The sequence below is a fragment of the Pedobacter sp. 05T44 genome, assembly GCF_056395985.1.
In genome coordinates this window covers 1-23,451 of the sequence record NZ_JBFTKO010000034.1, presented here as the reverse complement: position 1 = coordinate 23,451, position 23,451 = coordinate 1, and the positions used below count along the sequence as shown (strand labels likewise).

20 protein-coding genes and 1 riboswitch are annotated in these 23,451 nt (G+C 38.6%); of the genes, 11 read left to right on the top strand and 9 right to left on the bottom strand.

The window, feature by feature from the left end:
- The first annotated feature begins 1,061 nt into the window (after nt 1-1,061).
- Together AC1DDK_RS25930 and AC1DDK_RS25925 are read left to right on the top strand one after the other, a co-directional pair.
- Nucleotides 1,062-2,702, top strand: a complete 1,641-nt coding sequence (locus AC1DDK_RS25930) for a L,D-transpeptidase family protein (protein ID WP_172660335.1) — start codon at nt 1,062-1,064, stop codon at nt 2,700-2,702.
- A 158-nt stretch (nt 2,703-2,860) separates the two neighbouring features.
- A complete protein-coding gene (locus AC1DDK_RS25925) occupies nt 2,861-3,583 on the top strand; it encodes a DUF4397 domain-containing protein (RefSeq protein ID WP_337717942.1) in 723 nt (240 codons plus the stop codon).
- Between the two features lie 3 nt (nt 3,584-3,586).
- On the opposite strand, the gene rpiB is transcribed toward AC1DDK_RS25925, so the two are convergent.
- From rpiB to AC1DDK_RS25910, 3 genes are read right to left on the bottom strand one after another with little or no spacing between them, the layout of a single operon-like run.
- Nucleotides 3,587-4,036: a ribose 5-phosphate isomerase B gene (rpiB, locus tag AC1DDK_RS25920; protein WP_288882778.1), complete on the bottom strand. Its 450-nt coding sequence runs from the start codon at nt 4,034-4,036 to the stop codon at nt 3,587-3,589.
- Between the two features lie 10 nt (nt 4,037-4,046).
- The gene (locus AC1DDK_RS25915; protein ID WP_477634191.1) at nt 4,047-6,341 is read right to left on the bottom strand and encodes a DUF7133 domain-containing protein; all 2,295 of its coding nucleotides are present in this window, start codon (nt 6,339-6,341) and stop codon (nt 4,047-4,049) included.
- Nucleotides 6,342-6,366: 25 nt separating this feature from the next.
- Nucleotides 6,367-7,827: an aminoacyl-histidine dipeptidase gene (locus AC1DDK_RS25910; RefSeq protein ID WP_477634190.1), complete on the bottom strand. Its 1,461-nt coding sequence runs from the start codon at nt 7,825-7,827 to the stop codon at nt 6,367-6,369.
- Nucleotides 7,828-8,049: 222 nt separating this feature from the next.
- Here AC1DDK_RS25910 and AC1DDK_RS25905 point away from each other — a divergent pair, with 222 nt between their 5' ends.
- The gene (locus AC1DDK_RS25905; protein WP_172660340.1) at nt 8,050-8,532 is read left to right on the top strand and encodes a peroxiredoxin family protein; all 483 of its coding nucleotides are present in this window, start codon (nt 8,050-8,052) and stop codon (nt 8,530-8,532) included.
- Nucleotide 8,533: 1 nt separating this feature from the next.
- Here AC1DDK_RS25905 and AC1DDK_RS25900 read toward each other — a convergent pair whose 3' ends face one another.
- The 5 genes from AC1DDK_RS25900 to AC1DDK_RS25880 form a co-directional block, all read right to left on the bottom strand.
- Nucleotides 8,534-9,322 (bottom strand): DUF3050 domain-containing protein, encoded by a 789-nt coding sequence (locus AC1DDK_RS25900; RefSeq protein WP_172660341.1) that lies wholly within the window; start codon nt 9,320-9,322, stop codon nt 8,534-8,536.
- 36 nt (nt 9,323-9,358) lie between these two features.
- Nucleotides 9,359-10,048 carry an SIP domain-containing protein gene (locus AC1DDK_RS25895; RefSeq protein ID WP_477634189.1) on the bottom strand — a complete coding sequence of 230 codons (690 nt, stop codon included), beginning with the start codon at nt 10,046-10,048 and terminating at the stop codon, nt 9,359-9,361.
- 76 nt (nt 10,049-10,124) lie between these two features.
- Nucleotides 10,125-10,973 carry a helix-turn-helix domain-containing protein gene (locus AC1DDK_RS25890; RefSeq protein ID WP_172660343.1) on the bottom strand — a complete coding sequence of 283 codons (849 nt, stop codon included), beginning with the start codon at nt 10,971-10,973 and terminating at the stop codon, nt 10,125-10,127.
- A gap of 18 nt (nt 10,974-10,991) precedes the next feature.
- Nucleotides 10,992-12,158: an MFS transporter gene (locus AC1DDK_RS25885; RefSeq protein WP_172660344.1), complete on the bottom strand. Its 1,167-nt coding sequence runs from the start codon at nt 12,156-12,158 to the stop codon at nt 10,992-10,994.
- Between the two features lie 103 nt (nt 12,159-12,261).
- A complete protein-coding gene (locus AC1DDK_RS25880) occupies nt 12,262-15,138 on the bottom strand; it encodes a tetratricopeptide repeat protein (protein ID WP_477634188.1) in 2,877 nt (958 codons plus the stop codon).
- Between the two features lie 224 nt (nt 15,139-15,362).
- Between AC1DDK_RS25880 and AC1DDK_RS25875 the strand changes: the two genes are divergently transcribed.
- Nucleotides 15,363-15,767: a YtxH domain-containing protein gene (locus AC1DDK_RS25875; protein WP_172660346.1), complete on the top strand. Its 405-nt coding sequence runs from the start codon at nt 15,363-15,365 to the stop codon at nt 15,765-15,767.
- Nucleotide 15,768: 1 nt separating this feature from the next.
- On the opposite strand, the gene AC1DDK_RS25870 is transcribed toward AC1DDK_RS25875, so the two are convergent.
- A complete protein-coding gene (locus AC1DDK_RS25870; RefSeq protein ID WP_172660347.1) occupies nt 15,769-16,923 on the bottom strand; it encodes an MFS transporter in 1,155 nt (384 codons plus the stop codon).
- Nucleotides 16,924-17,269: 346 nt separating this feature from the next.
- Nucleotides 17,270-17,357: riboswitch (TPP riboswitch) on the top strand.
- A 59-nt stretch (nt 17,358-17,416) separates the two neighbouring features.
- Here AC1DDK_RS25870 and thiS point away from each other — a divergent pair.
- From thiS to thiH, 7 genes are read left to right on the top strand one after another with little or no spacing between them, the layout of a single operon-like run.
- Complete coding sequence (gene thiS, locus AC1DDK_RS25865; RefSeq protein WP_337717947.1) at nt 17,417-17,617, top strand: sulfur carrier protein ThiS; 201 nt, start codon at nt 17,417-17,419, stop codon at nt 17,615-17,617.
- A 49-nt stretch (nt 17,618-17,666) separates the two neighbouring features.
- A complete protein-coding gene (thiC, locus tag AC1DDK_RS25860) occupies nt 17,667-19,550 on the top strand; it encodes a phosphomethylpyrimidine synthase ThiC (RefSeq protein ID WP_288882788.1) in 1,884 nt (627 codons plus the stop codon).
- Nucleotides 19,551-20,138: a thiamine phosphate synthase gene (locus AC1DDK_RS25855; protein WP_337717950.1), complete on the top strand. Its 588-nt coding sequence runs from the start codon at nt 19,551-19,553 to the stop codon at nt 20,136-20,138.
- On the top strand, nt 20,135-20,893 hold the full coding sequence (locus AC1DDK_RS25850) for a hydroxymethylpyrimidine/phosphomethylpyrimidine kinase (protein ID WP_288882792.1): 759 nt from the start codon (nt 20,135-20,137) through the stop codon (nt 20,891-20,893). Before AC1DDK_RS25855 ends, AC1DDK_RS25850 begins: the two co-directional genes overlap by 4 nt.
- Entirely contained in the window at nt 20,890-21,534 is a 645-nt protein-coding gene (locus tag AC1DDK_RS25845; protein WP_172660352.1) for a thiamine phosphate synthase, read from the top strand. The genes AC1DDK_RS25850 and AC1DDK_RS25845 overlap by 4 nt, the downstream gene beginning before the upstream one ends.
- A gap of 5 nt (nt 21,535-21,539) precedes the next feature.
- Nucleotides 21,540-22,304, top strand: a complete 765-nt coding sequence (locus tag AC1DDK_RS25840) for a thiazole synthase (RefSeq protein ID WP_288882794.1) — start codon at nt 21,540-21,542, stop codon at nt 22,302-22,304.
- The gene (gene thiH, locus AC1DDK_RS25835; protein ID WP_172660354.1) at nt 22,297-23,415 is read left to right on the top strand and encodes a 2-iminoacetate synthase ThiH; all 1,119 of its coding nucleotides are present in this window, start codon (nt 22,297-22,299) and stop codon (nt 23,413-23,415) included. The genes AC1DDK_RS25840 and thiH overlap by 8 nt, the downstream gene beginning before the upstream one ends.
- Nucleotides 23,416-23,451: the final 36 nt, after the last annotated feature.

The window sequence follows — 23,451 nt, the reverse complement described above, 5'->3', positions numbered from 1 at the left end:
TCACCTTCCTTTTTCACTGTTTCCCTTCCTCCGAAGCGGGATGCAAAAGTAGGAAAATTCAGCCACCACGCAAACATTTATACACTATTTCTTACAAAATATCCCTAACTCACTAAACCACAACCAGAAAAATTAACAGCAGGTTAAAATCCGGTTAATTMTTTATCTTAAAATACCACAAAAGGTAAAACARGGCTGGCGAAAACAACTCCTTACACTATATATACTATGTGCATAATCACATCAAATTCTACACTATATATAGTATGTATAACATTAGGTATAATACCCCATCGCCTGACACCTTACATCAAAAAGCCTTACAAACGACAAAATATCGTTCAGAGTCATTGGAAGGTCGTTAAAAAAATACACCTCAACTATTAAAGTGCAAATGAGAAACACCAAAAGCAGACAAGAAAGCAAAAAAAGCCTGTACAAAAGAAAACGGAGTCTCGCTTCTTTCGATTTGAGTACTCCGTTTCCACTTTTTTATCGCCGTAGCCATAAAAAAGCACCAATTCTTCTTTTACTTTACCATTTCGTAGTATTCTTAGTTCTCACGAACTTTGAAACCCGTCTAAGTTATCTCTTTATAAATCATCCCGTAGGCTTCATCATCTGAGATACGTCCGTCCTGACACAGTCTACATACCTTTGCGCTGGGGCTCCGGTAATCTTAAATCTCGTGTTCTCTGTCTCCTTTGAACTTCGAGTTTTTATTTACTGATCATCGAAATTACCAGAATCTTTTTGCCCTTAAGCTAAGTGTTCTTTTTGGAATTTCTTCAGACTGTCAAAGTACTTCGTAATTGATAGATCTAATTTACACACTTAAACCATTGAAAACAAGGAAAATCCGATTTATTTTTCTAACAATTCACTAACAGCTTACCAACAGGTTTTCAACATAGTTATGAACAGCACAAAATCGAAAAGGAACTGTAATACAACAACTTACAAAAACAAAGCACCAAAAAATGTTCATATCCTTAATTTAAGCCCAGCTTTACTTTTCAAATCAATTTGGAATCATGATATTTATTAAATAAAATTAAAGCATGAATTTGTTACGCCCCTTCCCTATTGTAGCCTTTTTGCTTTTTGGTCTGCTATCTTTAAATAGCTGCAACCAATCTGAAAAGAAGGCAACAAAAATCACAAAAGACTCATTAAAAAGACGTTCCATTAAAGACTGGAACAAAACCATCCCTGGAAACTTTAATTCTGAACAGGAGCTTTTTTTTGACACCCTTCAAATTGAGTCATTTATTGCTGCACATCCACTACTCAAAGAATACGCTGCATCAATCCAAAAATTCTACAACAACAGGCACTTTGCTTTTGCATGGTATAACAAAAATGGGTTAATAGAACAGGCAGGCAACCTTACCGATCGGGTTAAAAATCTTAAAGATGAAGGAATCAATAAGGATATCCCATATAGAGCAGCATTGGATTCTATGATCTACGCCAAGCCCAGTAAAAAACCAGATATCAAACTAGAATTGATGCTTACTGCCCAATATTTTGTTTTTGCCAAATTAGCATGGGAAGGTATGGATGCCTCTATTAGCAAATCTTCTGAATGGTTTCTTCCACGTAAAAAGATCGCATACGATGCTTATCTGGATAGTATGATTAAAAGCCCAGCCAAATTTGCAGGTACAACAGTGGCACCCGTTTACAGACAATATGATCTTTTGAAGAACTTCCTTATTAAATATCGCGAGCTTGATCAAAAAGATCCATGGAAACCGATAGTGGCCGATAAAAAATCTTATAAACCTGGAGATTCTTCGGAAGTGATTGCTCAAATAAAAACACGCCTATTCAAGTTGGAGGATTTTAAAGGTGATACTACCGATACTCATTACAATGATGAATTTCTTTTAGCGGTAAAACAGTTTCAGGAAAGAAGTGGCATGACCTCAGATGGTGCCATCGGGCCAGGCACATTAACAGAACTCAATACACCGTTAAAAAAGAGAATCAGACAGCTTTTAGTAAATATGGAGCGTAGCCGATGGTTGCCGGTACAAATTGACTCCAATTACCTTGGTGTAAACATCCCTGAATTTAAACTGCATGTTTACCATGCAGACAGCTTATTATGGAGTGGAAATGTTGTAGTAGGCCAATCTATACACAAAACAGTTATTTTTTCGGGTGACATGAAATATGTAGTATTCAGCCCTTATTGGAATGTCCCTACCAGTATTGTTCGTAATGAAGTTCTGCCCAATATGCGACGCAACAAAAACTACATTAAAAACCATCAGATGGAAATAACGGGTTATAGTGGCGGTTTGCCTGTAGTCAGACAAAAACCCGGACCTAAAAACTCCTTAGGACTTGTAAAGTTTCTGTTCCCAAACAGTTACGACATCTACCTGCACGACACTCCTTCAAAGTCGCTGTTCGGAGAGTCGTCCAGAGCGTTTAGTCATGGTTGTATCCGTGTAGAAGATCCTGCAAAACTTGCAGCATTTCTACTTAAAAACAGCAAGGGCTGGGATGCAGCTAAAATAAAAACGGCTATGAATTCAGGGAAAGAGCAATACGTTACACTAAAAAATAAAGTTCCCGTTTATATAGCCTATTTCACAGCTTTTATTGACCGAAATAACCGGTTAAATTTCCGTAAAGATATTTACAGCAGAGATGAGCCGTTGGCAAGTATGCTACTTAAAGAAGAATAATTTTCATTTTTTCTTAATCCTACTGTAGCGATTTATCAACTAGCCTCGTTTAGTGGTTTGAGAGCGTTAATTTAGATTCAGGGTCGGCTCAATATGAGCCGGCTCTGTTTTTTACCATCAATGCTCTATTGTTAACTATAAACCCTAAACCAATTCTTATGGCCACTAAATCCTTTACTAAAAGCGCTTACTCAAACTCATTTATAATCTGCATTGTAGCTATAATCATCTTGCTTTTAACCCTACTAATGCAATCTTGCAAAAACAATGATCCTGCACCTGATCCAGAACTTTCTCTGTTAAGTGTTACTAACGCCTCGCCAACATTAGCCACTTATAATTTCTATCTGAACCAGAGTAAAGTAAATTCAGGAGCCCTTTCTTTTGGAGGCGTGGTATCTTATTTTCGCTTAAGTCCAGGCGACTATACGGGTAAACTTACAACCGAAAGCAGTACAGAAAGCTTGCTTTCAGAGAGTTTAAAGTTCGAAAACGGCAAAATCTATTCTTTATTCTTTATCGGCAAACAAGCAAGTCTTGATTATCTGCTTATTAACGATAACATTAAAGCTCCTGCCGCTGAAAAAGCATTTGTAAGATTTATTAATTTATCGCCTGATGCTTCTGCGCTTAATCTTGCATTTAAAGATAGCGTTGCAGTAGCTACCGACAAAGCATACAAAGCTGCAAGTGATTTTGTAGAGATTCCTGCTAAAATTTACACCTTCGAAATTAAGGATAAAGCATCCGGTGCTGTAAAAAAAGAACTGAAAGACATCGATATCAAGAAAGGCAAAACTTATACCATCATATCAAGAGGCATGCTTACTCCATCTGGAACAGAACATGCTTTTGACGGACAAGTCATTACAAATCAATAACCCCTACATCTCTCCTCTCTCAATGGCGGCTATTTTTTCTAATCGTTGAACATGTCGTTCTTCATTAGAAAAGATAGCCTTGAGAAACGCTCTAACAATATCTTTAGCTAACTCAATTCCAATAACACGTTCTCCAATACATAAAACATTCACATCGTCGTGCTCAACAGACTGGTGTGCTGAATAGGTATCATGACATACACCAGCTCTTATACCCTTAAATTTATTTGCAGCTACACTAACTCCTACCGAACTGCCGCACACTAAAATTCCTCTATCGCCTTCTTTATTTAACAAAGCATGGGCTACATGCGCAGCATGATCGGGATAATCGCTGGGTGCACTTGTATGAGTACCCTTATCTATCACTTCATATCCATCATCAAGCAACATTTTTACTAATATGGTTTTATATGCAAAACCTGCATGATCTGATCCAATTATAACTTTCATAAATCTAATTTCAGTTTTTTGATTCTAATTMGGCAACTGTAAATGCTTTTTGTCTGCTTTTAAGTTTCTCACGAACACTCACTACGTCTTTAACATCAATTTTACCTGCATTGTTTTGCCACGAGTTTCTAATAAAACTTAACAACTGAGCAATATCTTCATCAGAAATTTCATCGCTATGACCAATTCCAGGCATATCACCAGCAATTTCTGGCGCTTCATATACGTGGCCATTAACATTTACCGGGCCGGTTAATCCAAATAAAACAATTGAAATTAAAGTGTTTTTATCGCCATTTACCCATTGCGACTTATTTAATGGTGGTGCTAAAGAGGCAATACCATTACCATCGTGCGAATGGCAAGTTTGACAGGTAGATAAGAACAGTGCCGATCCTTTTGGATATTCTTTGGCAAGCKCATCCGGATCACGGTTCTTTTTAGTGTTATTATAAGCGGTAATTACTTTCTGTAACTGTTTATTTATTTTCAAATTGGTATCGGGTTCAAACTTGGCTATTGTTTCTTTAAACGACTCTTCGCGATAAGCTAAATTGCTGATCACAGCATCAGAAACAAAACTGTTATTCGGATACTTTTTAGTCAGATTTACCAACATGTTATCAGCGGCTTGTTCATTAAATGGTTTAATATATTTTGATACAAATGCCACATAAGGAGCAGCCAATTCGTCGTTACTATCAACTAATTCATCTAATGCTTTCACATAGCTAGCATAAGACGATGAGTTAATTACCGACGGCAGCACTGTTAACGCCTGCATACGGATTGGCCATTCTGTACTTTTCAATAAGGCCAGCACTTCATTTGTTTCTAATGCATTAAGCCCTTCCAACGTCCATAACGCATGAATCACCTGTAATGGATTTGTCGTTTGTTTTAAAACTGCTTTTAAATGAGGGATTGCTTGCTTGTATTTTCCATCTATCAGCGTTTGCTGAGCCATATCCCGTAAATAACCGTTAGTACTTCCCAATAATGCTATCAATTTTTCAGGATCATTAGGAATGCTTGTAGCAACGGCCTTTTTACCTTTTGGAACAATTTTATAGATTCGGCCACATGCCAATGGCAATGTGAGGTTTCTCGCTTTAATCTGACCTGATAAATATGGCGTAACATAGGTTTTATGCTGAATAATGCCTCTATACATGTCTACAACATATAATGCCCCATCAGGGCCATTGTATAAGCTAACCGGTCTGAATCTTTCATCAACACTGGCCAGGAACTCCTTATCTTTATATGCCTGCTCCCCTTTTACTACATATCCGGTTTCTTTTAAAATATTCCTCTTAATTAAGTTAGCCGAGGGTTCTGCTACAAAAGCATTAAAATCATAAGCACTGCCAAACAGATCTCCCCGGTAAATCAACGGACCGCAAGCTGCTGTAAAGTTTCTTAATCTTAAGCTGTCATCTAATGTTCCTGGAGAATAACCTCTGTTTACGCCCGGGGTTGGTCTAATTGGATATACACGGTTGTTTGGTACTGTTCTTTCAGAAAAGCCATCCACTCCTCTTTGATTTTTATTTGAGGCACCAAAACCGGGACTAAAATAATCGCCCAACAAGTTCGTCGAATTATCATTATAGTATAACCTGCCATAATTATCCTGACTTACTCCCCACTGACCTCTAAAATGAGTATCCTCAATCAACCATTTATCGCCTTGTTTTCTATATCGTTTACTTGATTTTGCATTGTAAATCCAATTGTCAAGGGCTCTTAACAAGCCATTTGGCTGATGCTCCACATTACCATCTACCGCGTATTTACTATCGACAAGCGTCCTTTTTACTGGCTTATCATTTTTAAGTTCATAGTACCATAAGTTTGGCGGTTCAGCCACCAGAATACCATCTTCAATTAAACAAATTGCCCTTGGCAGCACCAATGAGTCGATTACTAGTTTACGCTCGTCTGCAACACCATCTTTATTTTTATCTTCCAGAATAATGATCTTACCCGATGGCTTATCTTCTCCGGTACCCAATGTATCAGGCATATATCCATTCATTTCTACTACCCACATACGCCCTTTCTGATCAAAGCTCATTGCCACAGGTGTTGTTACTATTGGCTCGGCTGCAATAAGTTCTACCTCAAAACCATCTTCTATAACCATTTTACTTATGGATTCATCAGCAGGAACCACCGGTGATGTGTTAAAGTCGATGGGTTTATCGGAAGTAGCTTTTGTTGTAGAAACCTTTTTATAACTCTGACATTGGTATAAAGAAAATACAATAAGGATTAAAAATGCGTATATGTAAACTTTCATAATAGGAACAAACGTAGAATAGTATTTAGTTATTTTTAAGTGGAATTTGTTGAAGTACTTTTAGCAAATAGCCCCAGAATTTTTGTACTGAAGATACCTGTACCTTTTCATCGGGCGAATGTGCACCATGAATTGTTGGTCCAAAGGAGATCATATCCATTCCCGGCAGGTGGCCACCCAAAATACCGCACTCTAAACCAGCGTGGCAGGCATTAACATTAGGTTCGGAATTAAAACTGGATCTATATAGATCAGCCATCAATTCTAAAATACTGGAATCGGGATTAGGTTTCCAACCCGGATAATCGCCACTGCGTGAAACATCGCATCCAATAATTTCCAGAGATGCACCAACGGCAATTGCAACATCTCGTTTAGTGCTTTCAACACTACTGCGTTGCAATGATTGGGTCACAAACTCTCCGTTTCCAATAATCACTCTGGCCAGGTTAGAAGAGGCTTCCACCAGGTCAGCAATATCAGGGCTCATCCTAAAAACACCGTTTGGAAGAGAGTAAACTGCATTCACGATCTTGGTAAAATCTGCTTCGTCCATTGCAAACTTAGGCAATTGGGTTTCAACGGCAGAAATCAATAAAGAAGGTTCTATGGCATGAAATTCTGCCTCAACAATAGCTGTAAAACTTTTTATAAAGGAATTAAACTTTTCTTTTTGAGCAGGTGTTACCACAACCACAGCTTTAGATTCTCTTGGAATGGCATTTCTTAGGCTTCCGCCATCTACCGAACTCAACTGAATACCAAGTTCCTTATTTGCCTCATAAAGTAACCGGTTCATCAATTTATTCGCGTTGGCCCTGCCTTTATGGATATCCATACCGGAGTKGCCGCCTAGTAAACCTTTTATAGAGATCTCAAAAGCAATGCTGCTGTCTGCAACCTGTTTTTGTTTATAAGTATATATCGTATTTGTATCTATACCGCCGGCACAGCCGATGGTAAGCTCATCATCTTCTTCTGTATCAAGGTTCAGCAAAATAGTTCCTGAGAGATTAGACGGATCAAGCTCCTTTGCCCCCGTCATCCCGGTTTCTTCATCTATTGTAAATAAAGCTTCAATAGAAGGATGAGCAATATCTGATGAAGCTAAAATGCTCATAATGGTGGCAACGCCAATACCGTTATCGGCGCCCAGGGTAGTACCCTTAGCTTTAACCCAATCGCCATCTACATACATTTCTATCCCCTGAGTATCAAAATTAAAGATTGTATCGCCATTCTTTTGATGAACCATATCAAGATGCGACTGCAGAATTACAGTTTGTCTGCTTTCCATACCAGTGGTTGCCGGCTTCTTTATAATTACATTTCCAGTACGATCCTGAATTGTTTGTAGTCCAAGGTTTTTACCAAAGTCAACCATAAACTGTATTACCCTTTGCTCCTTCTTTGATGCACGGGGTATTGCATTTAAACTGATAAAATTATTCCAAAGCGATGCCGGCTCTAAACTTTCAACTTTCATTCCTTGCTCATTTGTATGTAAACAAACTTAGAGAAAAGTTTTTATATACAATTAAGGCTAACCTTTTATCATCTTATTGTTGCACAAACCAACCATTTGCAAGTACTTAGGGCAACAGTCCTTATCCACAGCCCAATGTTCTATTGTAAAAATTAGGTTTTAAATGACGATAATTATTATAAAGAATATGATATTAGCGCTTTCTTTTATTAAGAACATTCTATGAAAAAAATAATATTCTCTTTAATCCTTTGTGCATTTTCTACAATTGCTTTTAGCCAGGCGCTTTTGCCGGGTAGTGTGTTGCCTACTGCGGTTTTCTATAAAACTGATGGCAATGCTTATTCTACAAGTCAGATAGCAAAAGGGAAAAAAGCTTTATTGATGTTCTTTGACGCTACTTGCGAACACTGCCAAAGAACGGCTGCAAACATGTCTAAAAGAACTAAAGAGCTAAAGAACGTTAATATTTATATGATTACGCAGGATGAGCAACGTTCTATAGATTACTTTTTTACCAATTATGGTAAGCCATTACAGGCACTAAAGAATGTTACGATACTACAAGATCGCGATCATGTGTTTATTCCCTTGTTTCACCCTAAACAATATCCATCGCTATACCTTTACGATACAGCTAAAAAACTGACGTTTTATTCAAGCAATGAAAAGGATTTACCAAAATTCTTTGATCTGATGAAATAATTTATGCTGTTGTAGTGGCGAATACAATTTTGTTGTAAGCGCCATCCCATAGTTCAATCCGCTTTTTAAGCGATTCTATTGTAGCTTGTTCTGCGGCCTTCCAGTATTCATCGCTATTACCGCATAGATCTGAAGTCATTTCTAGCGCAAGGTGACTATGATGATCTCCATCCACCTCGATGTGCCTATCCAGATAGTACTTAAATAAAGAGATCTGATCAGGGAATTTCTTGTTCAGGTCGTTTACTATAGTCAGGAACATATTAGGTATCAAATCTTCTCTGCCAAACGTAAACGTGCTTGCCTGCAAATGCGGCTGATTGCTGTTGATAATTTTAAAAGTAAAGTTCACAAAGCTTCGTGCCTCATCTGGAGTATCAGACAACTCATAAGCCTTATTCAAATCACCTGTTGTTTTCAATGCGTTTACAAACTGATCAATCTGATTGATATCTGCTCCGCATTGCTGCATTGCCTCAAGGTACATTTCAAAGTGACTTTTCCTTTCACCTTTACTATCCACATCAGATTCTTCTCCGGCAACGATCTCATTAATTAAATACCTGTTGTTTGCCGATCCAACCGGAAACCAGGGAATAGTGGTACAGGTAAGGTTAATTTGAAGCGATTTTAACAGCGACATGAAATCCCAAACTGCGTACACATGGTATTGCATAAAGATCCTCAGATCTTCAAGATCATTGATAACTGAATAAACTTTATGATTGATTATCTGCTGCCTTAATGGCTCTATTTCGTTTTGGATTCTTTCCAGCGGTGCACTACTCATTATTCCTTCTTTATTCCTGATGGCAAAGATAAAATTTTACCACCAAAAACCCTGAACTTTAACACGTCCATTAAAACCTGGTAATGCTTTAATTATTTTTCTGAGCTCAACAACCATAGGAACATTGCCGGCTAAGTATACCGCGCCACCATCAAGATTTTGTTCCTGTAACCATTCCTGCAAATTATTGATATTGCTACTCACTTTTTGAGGGATAGCCTCCAATGTAGAATCGAAGTACGACATAAATGCTTTACGGTGTTCTTCTTCCTTGATTACTACAGCTCCAGATACATTTCCCTTACCAGCCAATTGCTCTAAAGCCAAAAAATGCCCTATTGCAGAACTATCGCCAAGGCAGGTTAACGAAGCAGAAGGAACTGGCTTTGTAAAAGTACTTGAAATTCCAAGATACATTATCTCGTCCTTTGGTTTTAAGCTGGCAGCCCATTTACTTCCGCTACCGTCGTGTGCTGCATCAACATACAATGTACAGGTTTGTGTATCCTCATCCCAATGCGCAGGTGTATAGTCTCTGTAAACCCCATCGGAAACCTTACATTTCATGTGCTGTACGCTTTGCCACTTGCTCATATCTACCCCTGGCAAGTGCAGATCTATTTCATAAAACGTTGAAGGATTCCATGCACGAACATCCAGAACATGTCCTGTTTTGCCAAATTGTTTTTCAAATATTACAAGCGCCTTTCTTTTYATTAAATTCATAATTCCTTGTTTTGATGTTACAAAACAACATTAAAAACGTTCACTTTGCAATGAAGAAAGAAAGGTAAGTATTGGACTATTTGCGGTATATAGCCCTAAAGGCTCCGGCAGAAGTGCCGGCAAACTTAGTAAACAATCTGGAAAAATAAGTATGATCTGAGAATCCCAATTCAAATGAGATTTCTTTTACCGTTAGATCGGTATAATATAGCAACCGCTTTGCTTCGAGTACAATCTCATTATGAATCCAGTAACTAACCGGAAAGCCTGTGAGCCCTTTAACCACTTCATTTAAATAAGTAAGGGAAATATTTAATTTCTCTGCGTATTCAGAAGGGCCTTTAATCGTTTTAAAATTTGCCAGCAGCAAACTCCTGAATTGACTATTGATTTGCACCGGTCTGGTATTTTGCTTTTGCCCAAATTGAGTTTGTGAAAGATAAGCTTCGGCAACCATACCGATATAAGATTGTGCAAGAGAATGGGCTATTGCCCTGCTCAACGGCTCTTCAATAAGCAAAAACCTTTCATGAAGCAATTTCAGGCATTGCTTAAATTTTTCTGCTTTAGCATCATCCAGTGATATGGGTCCATTGCTTATAATGTACTGTTCAAAAACAGTTCTGTACTCTTCATTAACCAATAGGGTATCAATTGCCAAAAACCAACCCGAAACATTTTTACTATTTATGCTGTGATGCACCTGCCCTGGTAGTACATATAGTATGGCACGGTCATTAACCAAAAGAGACTTAAAATCAAGCATGAAATTGCTTTCTCCCTTTTCCTGATATAAAAAAATATAATGATCGTCGCGGTGTGCGCTTAAAATCGAAGCACGTTCTTGAACGTTGTCAAAATAAATAACCTCCATTCCCGCCGAAGAGCGCTCATAGAGTTTATGGACTGGGATAATGTCTTTCACGACACTAAGCTAGAACTTTTATGCGTAATTCAGTTTAGCAACTCTTCTGCTTCTTGCAATAAGTACCCATGCAAACGCAGCACCTGTTAAAGCCATTATTGAACCCACAGAAACCGGAGAAGTATAATCATAACCTGCGGCAAGTGGCAAACCGCCTAAAAATGCACCAAGCGCATTACCTATGTTAAAGCTGGCCTGACTAACAGAAGCAGCGAGCATTTCTGAACCTTTGGCAGTATTGATCATCAGCATCTGAATTGGTGATGCCGCTGCAAAAGCAATTGCACCAGTCACAAATGTCATTATTACAGCTAACACCTGGTTTCCTGATACATAATGTACAATTAAAAGGCTAATTGACATTGCAATCAGTAAGGTTATAGTTGCCTTTGCAGGCGATATTTTATCAGCCAGTTTACCTCCAATAAAGTTACCTACCAACATCCCTAATCCTGCTACAACCAAGATATACGTGATTGAATTGGCAGAGAATCCTGAAACTTCGGTAAGCAATGGAGCAATGTAGCTATACCACGAAAATAACCCACCTGTACCAATTGCAATCATTAAAATGATTAACCATGATTCAGGAAGTTTAAAGAAGTTAAGCTCTTTACCCAAATCACGATTTTTAGTAGCTGGAAGTGCTGGCATCCATGATTTTAAACTCAATAAAGTAACTATACCTACAATAACAATGATTACAAAAGTGTACCTCCATGAGTAGTTATGGCCAATATAAGTACCCAGAGGCACCCCTATTACGTTTGCTATAGTTAATCCGGCAAACATTAACGACACAGATTGCGCTTCCTTACCCTTTTCTGCTATTCTGCTTGCTACCACAGAACCTACTCCAAAGAATGCTCCGTGTGGTAAACCTGCCAGCAAACGAGCGGCAAACATGGTATTATAGTCTGGTGCAAATGCCGAAAAGGCATTAAAACCTGTAAACATGAGCATTAAAACCATTAGTATTTTTTTGGGAGGATAGCTCCCCGCAATAACTACTAATAAAGGTGCGCCAATTACAACTCCTAAAGCATAAGCAGAAATAAGATGCCCGGCCTGAGGGATGGTAATATGTAAATCTTTCGCGATGTCTGGCAATAGGCCCATCATCACAAATTCTGTGATCCCGATTCCAAGGCCTCCAAGGGTTAAAGCAAGCAAACTTTTCTTCATAATCTACTATAGGTTAGTGTAAAAAATACACACTACAAAAGTAGATAATAAAATAGGTTAATTAGTCTATTTTTAGTAAAAAAATTTCACCTTTAATTTTGACTTACCTAAGGTTATTTTTTTTCATTTTTAACTGTAACTCACTGATCCTCTTAACTTGTTTTTTAGCTTTAGCGTAATCAATTAATTCTTGATAGGCAGCAAAATGATATGGGTTTAATTGAATTGCCTTTTCATACAACGCCATACTTTCCGTTTTGCGGCGATTAGCTTGCAGCAATTTTGCAGAAGTGTATAAATAATCTGAAGCATAAATATTGTCACCAGATCTGTTAGCCTTTTTTAATAGCTCTGATGCCTTTATTTTATAGCCTTTTTGAACCAACAGCCTTATGTACCTTAACTGATCAGGCCCTTTTACATATAACTTACCCGATAAAAATGGTTGCAAATAAAAATCAGTACTATCCTTGTATTTCAATTCATTGTAGAATTCTGCTATCCTTAAATTATAATCTGGTCTTCCATTTCCTGAAGCGGTCAAAATCCTTTGGGCTTCTTTTAATGTAGCAATAGCTGGTTTGTATTGCTTGTTTTCGGCCAAAGCATCGGCGTACATATTTCTAAGTTCAAAATTCTGAGGTTTCTGCTCAACCAGCTTTTTCAAAACAGCAACTTGCTGTGTATCACCCAACGTTGCCCTTAAAAATGCAGAAAATGCAATAGCATCATCTATTCTATCTCTTAAATAGGTAGACACCGTGGCTCCTGTTTTAATATACAGATCGGCCGCCTCAATCGCTTCTTTTAACTTAGCGTTTTTCCTGTACATCTCCCTAAGCAACAAATTATCCTTTGYCAGCTCCTGATAATCGTCTTCAAGAGTAATAGATTGCTGCAAATAACCTGCCTGCTGTTTAACAGATTCTTCCTGATTGATTTGTCGTGCAGCATATTTAGCTGCAACCAGATCTGCATACATTGCATAAATAGGTGCATAAACGATATCAATACTTTTAGCTTTTACCAGCCATTGCTCAGCTCCGCTAAAATCTTTGTTATAGATTTTGAGGTGGGCAATACTAAGAAATGCCGGAAGATACTTAGCATCATAAGTCAAAGCTGTATCCAGATAGGCCACTGCAAGTTTTGAATTACCTGCCCGACTTGCCAGGTTMACATAAACCTCAGCCCAATTGCTGGCCATAGCTTTTTTATCGCCAGCCAAATAGGCCTTTTCCTTTGAAACCAATTTATCCAGAAAACTATACATATCAGGATCCTTTGATTTTAAATCGGCGCTTGTATTCATAGATTTAAAATCAAGTGGGTGTACTTTTACTGGCTCAAAATACGCCGGATAAGTCTGCGCAAAATACTCGCTTTCATTGTTTTGGGAGTAATAATCGAGCGTACGCTTTTGTTTCATCGCATCGTAGTATAGCGCTCTTATTTTCCTGTTTTCAGCATCGGTTAATACGGCCCCATGAAACAAATGCACATACTCATGCAACACCACATTTCGCTCCATAAAAGCCCCACGCTCTACATATTCTATCCCTGCGGCTCCACTCCCTACGCCTCTTATATCCATCCACTGCCTGTTATCAAATGTAGTCATGTACCTAAAAGCCGGAGCGTCCATAGTAACCGCTAAATCCTGATGCAATGGAGGTATTTTAAAAGTATTGCCTTGTTTAGATAAAAAAGGAAAGTAAACTACTGATGAATATAGCTGGTTCCAAACCATTGCTTTTGCAGTTTCTCCCGGATAATAGCTTACATCAGAAAACACTTTGGTAAAATTCTTCATATCCCTGATTTTGGTATTATCCAGCGCTTTAGTGATGGCGTCGAAGGCATCAAGATATGGAATCCTTTTCGATTTAATAACTGCCGACAAGCCATTGTGGGCCGGACCATAGTGCTTTTTTCTAAGCAAAATAGATTTAAAAATATGCTCGGCAGAGTCGAGCCGCATGCCTCTATCCAGATCAAATGCGCTATAATAAATCGATGCCCTGTGCATTAACGGCAAAACAGAATTGCTGTATTGATTTTCTACCGCCCTGGTAATCTCTATTGCGCCTTGCACATCATTGCTTTTTATTCGCTGATCGGCCCTTAAAAGTGCTTTTCTCACCTCTTCATCATTGGCTTCTGCATAATCTGCATAGGTTAAATTGGTATGCCCATTGCCCCAATGCCAGTGAGTTTGATAATGAAGGGGATTAATTGCCAGTGCCAGTTCCCACTGGGCAGCCATGGCATTTAACTGTGTTGCATCTACCCTTCTCCATATTGCATAACCGTAACTGAATCTTGCATCTGCATTGAAAGGATCCAATTCAAGTGATTTAATTAATGGTTGTTCGGCCTTTTCAGGATGTTGATCCCAAAAATAAACATCGGCTTCCAACAGATAGGCTTTAGCACTTTTTGGATTTCTCTGCTGTATCTCTTTTGCAATCTGCAAAGCCGTTTCGTATTCCTTTTTAAGCAGCTTAACCCTGCCAAGTAAAAGTGCTGCATCTTCGCTATCCGGATTACTTTGAAGCACTTGCTTTGCTGTATTTTCAGCCTTTAATAAGCGCCATGCCTGTATCTCCAAAAAGCCTTTTATGAGGAGCGCTTTTTCATTTTTCCGTTCTTGTTTTAGTACCTGAAACATTATAATTTCAGCCTCTTTGTATTTATTATTTAAGATTAAGTAATTACATTTAAGTAACTGGTAATCTATGCTATTATGACTTGAATATTTAATCAAACTATCAGCTGTTTCCCACATTCCAAGCTCAAGCATACGACTAATTACAGGCACCGCATCCGTAGCAGTTTTCGCCTGCAAAACAAGTTGCTTCTTAAGTTTTATCAACTCCGTAAAAACTTGTTCTGTACTATCGGGATTAATAGACTGAGACCTGATTGCACCTATATTAATGACAAGGAATAAAATCAGGGAGAAACAGAATCTTTTCATATTTATCCTAAATATAATAAATTACTAGATAGGGTGCTTTTAAAGCGACTGTGGTAATATAATGCGAATCGTCATCCTGAACTTGTTTCAGGATCTCTCAAGAGAAAGGAAACCTTGCTGGCGCGAGATGCTGAAATAAATTCAGCATGACGGAAGCTTTAAGGCAAAAAGCTTAAAACAATCTGGTACGAAATGTGTTAGTGATTAAGTAAAAAACATCTATTATGAATTATAAAAAATTAATATCTAGCCGTTTGTCCAATTTCCCGACTATGCCAACTGACAAATCTGGAGCAATAGTTGGATTATTAGCTGGTTTAGCGGTAGGTGCTGTTATAGGAGTACTATTTGCTCCTGACAGTGGAAAAAGAACAAGAGAAAGAATATCTGATAAAGCGCTAGACCTTGCAGATAATGTAAAAGATGGTTTCCATTCCATTAAGGATAATATCAATAATGGAAAACAAAGTCTTGGAGGACTAAAAAATCAGGTTGTAGACAACGTTAAGACTAAGGTGAACTCAGTATCTCAAGAGTTTAAAGAATTTAGAGATACTGAATTAGAAAAAGCGAAATCAGCAATCAAAAACACTGCTGATGATGCAAATGACGCCATTCAAAAGGCTTAATTTATGGTTTAATATCTAGAGCTATCCTTTGGTGTTTAAAAAACATTTTGGTAATGGGAACTAATAATAGTCCACATAATCCGAAGATTACAAAGGATACTCTTAAATTAAACGCATGAGCCAGATATCCAATTAATGGAGGTCCTAACAGCATTCCGGTTATCGAATAAGTAGCTATAATGGATATGGCCATCCCCGGTGAGTACTTCTTTGAAGCACCTGCCAGCGCATACGACATTGGTATTATTGACGCTGTTCCAAAGCCTACTAATGAAAAACCAATCATAGCTGTCCAGAATGTTGGAAAGATAATGGCGAGGGAAATTCCTGATACAATAAAAACAGCACTCATGATATATGTTTTTGGCATACCAAATCTTACGATGATAATATCAGACAAGAATCTGGATGTTGCCATAAATGTCATAAAGATCAGGTATCCATAAGTAAATATCGGCGCATTTAATACTTCCTGAAAGTAAATCCCACTCCAGTCGAACATCCCTCCTTCGCATATTGCGCATAAAAACACAACTATACCAAGGTAAAAGATATACGGGTCTGGCTTACTCAAAATCAACTTGTTACCCGTTTCGGACTTATCTCCTTTTAATAAAAACTGGTATGAGTATAAGGTTACCAATAACATCAACACGGCAACTATAGAAAAGTGTACTGCCAGCGTAACATTTAAGGTCAGTAAAAGTGTAGACAAGGCAATTCCTGCTATCCCTCCTATACTCCAAAATCCATGGAATGATCCTATTATCTTTTTCTCAAATCTCTTTTGTAGTGTTAGTGTTTGCGTATTTACTGAAATATTAAATATTCTGGTAGTAAAAGCGAATACACAAATTGCAAAAACAAGACTAAATGTATTGTGTGCAATTCCTATCAGCGCCAGTGAAAGCGCATTTAATGCATAGCCAACTGTTAACGGTACACGACTATTGTATTTGGAAACTAACCACCCTGAAATAGGTAGCCCGATTAAAGAACCGACCGGCATTGCCAATAGAATACTTCCTAATTCTGCTTCATTAAATCCAAAAGCGGTTTTAATCGTGGGAATTCTTGAGGCCCAGGTAGCAAAGCTAAATCCTGAAATGAAAAAGAAAAGGCTTAAGAAAAACCGATGTTTACTATTTGAAATCATTAATTTGAGATGAAAAAAAATAAAATTAATCACCCTAAAATGCAGCTAGTCGTAATTAATAGGCTACAAATGTAAACAATTCAAATTGGAGCTGAAAAAACTATTTAGCAAGTTGATCAGATTATTTCTATATGTGCAATATTGAAAATTAAACACACCCGTTCCCTGGTGCTTCCTTTACGCTGCTTCGAGGATTCTTCGAGGATGATTTGAAATACCTCAGATGCATCCTCGAAGCACGGCAGAAGAAGGGTTCAACCATAACTGAAGCATACAGATAGAATTAGCATAGATAATTTACTTAGGATTCTCCTATTTGTTTTTCCAAAAAATAACATAGCTTTACAAAAAACTTTAGGGGTGCCTTGCGCTGAGATATACCCTTTGAACCTGATGCAGTTAGTACTGCCGAAGGGAAAAGTAGAAGCAAATCTATTGCTATCTTTTCGTCCCGTTATGGGCAATCTCTATAGTTTTTCCAAATTAGCTAAAGATGGAAATAACTGTAAATCAACAAAATCACCAATTTAACAACCCTTGTTCTGTAGAACAAATGCTGTCTGTTATTAACGTTCAGGCTAAAGGTATCGCTGTAGCCATCAATCAAACCATTATTTCTAAGTCTGCCTGGGCCGAACATGAGCTAAAACATGGCGATCAGGTAATCCTAATTAAAGCCACCCAGGGTGGTTAATGCCCCAATCATGTATTAAATCAATCCTTCATTATAAATTAAAGTATTTATGAAAAGTGAAAAAACTCCAACCGAAGAAGTGATCAGCCGTAGTCCCTTCCCTGCCTCACGTAAGATTTTTGTAAAAGGACAATTGCACGATATTGAAGTTGCCATGCGCGAGATCAGCTTAAGCGATACCAAAATCCACAATGGCTTCGGTTTAACAGAACCAAACCCTCCGGTAACAATTTATGACACCAGCGGCCCCTATACCGATCCAAATGCACATATTGATGTAAGAGAAGGTCTGCCTAGATTAAGAGAAAAATGGATAACCAACAGACAAGATGTTGAGCAGTTAGATCACATTTCTTCTGATTATGGTCAGCAGCGCCTGGCCGACAGCAAATTGGATTCGTTGCGTTTTGCTTATATCAACAAACCTTACAAGGCAAAAAATGGCGCTAATGTTTCTCAAATGCATTACGCAAAAAAAGGCATCATTACTGCCGAAATGGAATACATTGCTATTAGAGAAAACCAAAGAATAGATCTTTTAAATGAGCAACTGGGTGCACAATACGCTGTAATGAGTCATCAGCATAAAGGTCATAGCTTTGGCGCAAATACCCCAAAGGGATACATTACCCCAGAGTTTGTTCGTCAGGAAGTGGCTTCGGGCAGGGCGGTAATTCCTTGTAACATTAACCATCCTGAATTAGAGCCAATGATTATTGGCCGTAATTTCCTGGTTAAAATCAACGCCAACATCGGTAATTCGGCCGTAACCTCTTCTATTGAAGAAGAAGTTGAAAAGGCAGTATGGGCATGCCGATGGGGTGCAGATACGATAATGGACTTATCAACCGGAAAAAACATCCACGAAACACGCGAATGGATTATTCGTAATTCTCCGGTTCCAATTGGAACAGTTCCAATATATCAGGCCTTAGAAAAAGTTAATGGAAAAGCCGAAGATTTGACCTGGGAGCTGTTTAGGGATACTTTAATTGAACAGGCCGAACAAGGTGTAGATTACTTTACTATACATGCTGGTGTGTTATTGCGCTACATCCCGCTTACGGCAAAAAGGGTAACCGGAATTGTATCAAGGGGCGGATCCATTATGGCTAAATGGTGCCTTGCACATCATAAAGAAAGCTTTCTTTATACTCATTTTGAGGAAATCTGCGAGATCATGAAGGCATACGATGTGTCCTTTTCTTTAGGMGATGGTTTAAGGCCCGGTTGTATAGCCGATGCTAACGATGAAGCTCAGTTTGCTGAATTGGAAACGCTTGGTGAACTAACCAAAATTGCCTGGAAGCACGATGTACAAACTATAATTGAAGGTCCTGGTCATGTACCGATGCACCTGATTAAAGAAAACATGGAGAAGCAACTGGAACATTGTTCTGAAGCTCCGTTCTATACATTAGGCCCCCTAACTACTGATATTGCTCCGGGTTATGATCACATCACATCAGCCATCGGTGCTGCCATGATAGGTTGGTTTGGGACTGCAATGTTGTGTTATGTTACCCCAAAAGAGCATCTCGGATTACCAAATAAGAAGGACGTTAAAGATGGTGTGATTACCTATAAAATTGCCGCTCATGCTGCCGATTTAGCAAAAGGCCATCCTGGTGCGCAGTACAGAGATAACGCTTTAAGTAAGGCAAGATTTGAATTTAGATGGGAAGATCAGTTTAATCTTTCTCTTGATCCGGATACGGCAAAGGAATTTCATGATGAAACTTTACCTGCTGACGGAGCAAAGATCGCCCACTTCTGCTCGATGTGCGGGCCTAACTTCTGCTCGATGAAGATCACTCAGGATGTTAGGGAGTATGCCGCAAAGCAGGGAGTTGATGAACAAGATGCACTGGCAAAAGGGATGGCAGAAAAATCGAAAGAATTTACAGAGAAAGGCAGCGAAATCTATTTGTAGATGAACGTAATTGTTATTGCAAATCCTTGTATGGTTGACAATGAATCAAATATAATTAATCAACTATTTGAAAGTGGATTAGATATATTTCACTTAAGAAAAGATTCATATACAAGAGCGCACTATAATCAGCTGATTTCTGAAATAGATGAGGCATATCATAGCAGGATTGCATTACATGATTATCATGAGCTTGCAGGCGACTTTGGGATTAACAGGCTGCATTACAAGGAGGCGCATAGGAAACAATTACAGGAGGCTAAAACGATGCTTAACTTTAATGACACTGTATTGAGTACATCTATCCATCAGCTTGAGGATATTAATAATTTGCAAGAATTTGACTATGCTTTTTTTGGGCCGGTGTTTAACAGCATATCCAAACCAGGGTATGCTGGTGTGCTTAATCGGGACTTTATTTTACCACAGCGTTTAAACAACACAAAACTGATTGCGCTGGGTGGAATTGATGATAAAAATGCCGAAGCGCTCAGTTTAATGGGTTTTGATGGAGTGGCCGTACTTGGATTTATTTGGAATGACCCTTCTAAAGCGATCAGTAATTTTAAACGTATACAGGAAAGATGATAGCAAACAGACCATATGCAATTAGTATTGCGGGATTTGACCCCAGTGCAGGTGCCGGTGTTTTGGCCGATGTAAAGTGTTTTGAGCAACACCATGTTTATGGCTTTGGCATCTGCAGTGCACTGACAGTGCAAACCGATAGCGAATTTTTAAAGAACAACTGGTTGGATTCACTTCAAATCATTGCACAGCTGGAGCCTTTAATGGCTCGGTTTAAGGTGTCGGCTTGTAAAATAGGACTGATAAAAGATGTCTCTGTTTTGCGAGAGGTGGTCAGTTTCCTAAGAGCTAAAGATTCTGATTTAAAGATCATTGTAGACCCGGTATTAAAGGCAAGCTCCGGTTATGAATTTCACGACTGGGCGAATGGGATGGAAATATTATCGCCTGTACTTGAACAGATAGACTTGATTACTCCGAACTACAATGAAATGCTAAGTTTAGGTGCTGAGGCAATGGATGTAAGCCATACCGCTAAGCTTTGGGCACAATACTGCGCGGTTTTATTAAAAGGAGGACATAGCATTGCTGCACCCGGCACTGATTATCTATATGAGCAGGATGATACTTATGAGTTTAGCTCGGGGGTTGATCAAATTCATCAAAAACACGGCTCTGGCTGTGTTTTATCGGCAGCGATTGCTGCAAATGTTGCACTTGGTTATCCTTTAAAACAAGCTTGCGGCAATGCTAAATTATATATCGAAAAATTCTTAAACAGTAACAATACCCTACTTGGGTACCATTCATTATGATTGATAAACTACACTACATATCACAGGAAACTGAAAACATCAGTCACTTAGATGCTATTAATAAAACACTTATTGCGGGTGCAAAGTGGATACAACTGAGGGTTAAAAACAAGCCTGAGAATGTAATTCTCGAACTGGCTATTAAGGCCAATGCACTTTGCAAAGCTTATGGAGCAAGGTTAATTGTAAATGATCATCCGTTAATTGCCCTAAAAGCTGGCGCTTATGGGTTGCATTTAGGTTTAACCGACATGCCAATTGCAGAAGCAAGAAGTATTGTAGGCGGGCAAATGATTATTGGTGGTACGGCAAACACTTTTGAGCATGTTAAACAAAGGGTTGCCGAGGGAGCTGACTATATAGGATTAGGCCCTTATCGGTTTACCAATACCAAACAAAATTTAAGCCCTATAATTGGTTTAGAAGGATATGAAGCGATTATGAAACAGGTTTCTATAGCTGGCATCACCACTCCTATTATTGCAATTGGAGGTATAGAATTGAATGATATTTCTTTGATTATGACAACTGGGGTTCATGGTGTGGCATTATCTGGTGCACTAACCAATGCAAATGATCCTGCCGCTGAGCTTGCACAAATGTACAGTGCGCTAAAGGTTTTAAACCCCATTAATAACTAACTATTATGTTAAAAATAGCAGACAAAACATTTAAATCCCGTTTGTTTACGGGAACCGGAAAGTTCAGTTCAGCTACTGAAATGGAAAAAGCATTGCTTGCTTCGGAATCGGAGCTAGTAACTGTGGCTTTAAAAAGAGTTGATCTGAAAGATAATGACGATGATATTTTAATACATCTAAATCATCCTCATATTAACCTTTTACCTAACACTTCTGGTGTCCGCAATGCAAAAGAGGCAGTTTTTGCGGCTCAAATGGCCAGAGAATCGTTAGAAACCAACTGGATTAAGCTTGAGATTCATCCAGATCCTAAATATTTAATGCCCGACCCAATCGAAACACTAATAGCCACAGAGGAACTGGCAAAACTGGGCTTTATTGTACTTCCCTACATACATGCCGACCCGGTTTTGTGTAAGCGATTGGAAGATGCTGGGACATCGGCTGTAATGCCTTTGGGCTCTCCTATTGGCAGTAATAAGGGCTTAAAGACAATAGACTTTTTAGAAATCATTATCAGCCAAAGTAATGTTCCTGTAATTATTGACGCCGGAATTGGTGCTCCTTCTGATGCTGCAAAGGCTATGGAAATTGGTGCTGACGCGGTTTTGGTGAACACTGCCATTGCAGTTTCACAACATCCTGAACAGATGGCCAGAGCTTTTAAGATCGCCGTAGAGGCCGGAAGAATGGCTTTTGAGGCTAAACTTGGTTCTGTTAATTTACATGCTGTGGCCAGCAGCCCATTAACCTCATTTTTAGATGACTAACTTCACCAACCTCTTCCAATCCTGCAACTGGGACGAGACCAGTAAAAGCATTTATGCCAAAACTAGTGTTGATGTGGAGCGTGCCTTAAATTCTTCTCAAAGAACATTAGAAGACTTCAAAGCGCTTATTTCGCCCGCAGCGGCTCCATATCTGGAACAAATGGCACAGATGAGTCAGCAGTTAACCCTTAAGCGTTTTGGTAAGGCGATTCAAATGTATGTGCCGCTTTATCTTTCTAACGAATGCAATAACATTTGCACTTATTGCGGATTTAGTTACGACAATAAGGTAAGAAGGAAAACGCTGTCTTCGATGGAAATTATGCAGGAAATCGCCGTAATTAAAGACATGGGATATGACCACGTGTTGCTGGTTACCGGCGAGGCGAACCAAACCGTGCATACCGAATATTTTAAAAAAGTATTGGAACTTATTAAGCCTCACTTTTCTCATATATCGATGGAAGTTCAGCCATTGGATACTGAAGATTATAAAGAACTTACACCCTATGGGTTAAATACGGTTCTTGTTTATCAGGAAACTTATCATCAGGATGATTATAAAAAACATCACCCAAAGGGGAAAAAATCCAATTTTCAGTATAGATTGGAAACGCCGGATAGATTGGGACAGGCCGGAATTCATAAAATGGGATTAGGCGTGCTTATAGGTTTGGAAGATTGGCGAACAGATTCCTTTTTTACAGCAATGCACTTAACTTATCTTGAAAAAAGGTACTGGCAGAGTAAATACAGCATCTCATTTCCGCGTTTACGTCCATTTAGCGGCGGCTTGGAGCCTAAAGTTGTGATGAACGACAAAGAGCTGGTACAACTTATCTGCGCTTATAGAATATATAATGAGGAAGTAGAATTATCAATTTCTACACGTGAATCCATCGTTTTTAGGAATAATATTGTGAAATTAGGGATCACATCTATAAGTGCAGGTTCTAAAACTAACCCTGGTGGGTATGCCGTTGAGCCACAGTCGTTAGAACAATTTGAGATTTCTGATGAGCGCAACGCAAAAGAGATAGCCCAAATGATTAGTTCCCAAGGTTATGAACCGGTATGGAAAGATTGGGATGTCAGTTTAACAAAAAACTAATTAACCATGGATAGCGCTGAATTAAAGAGATATAAC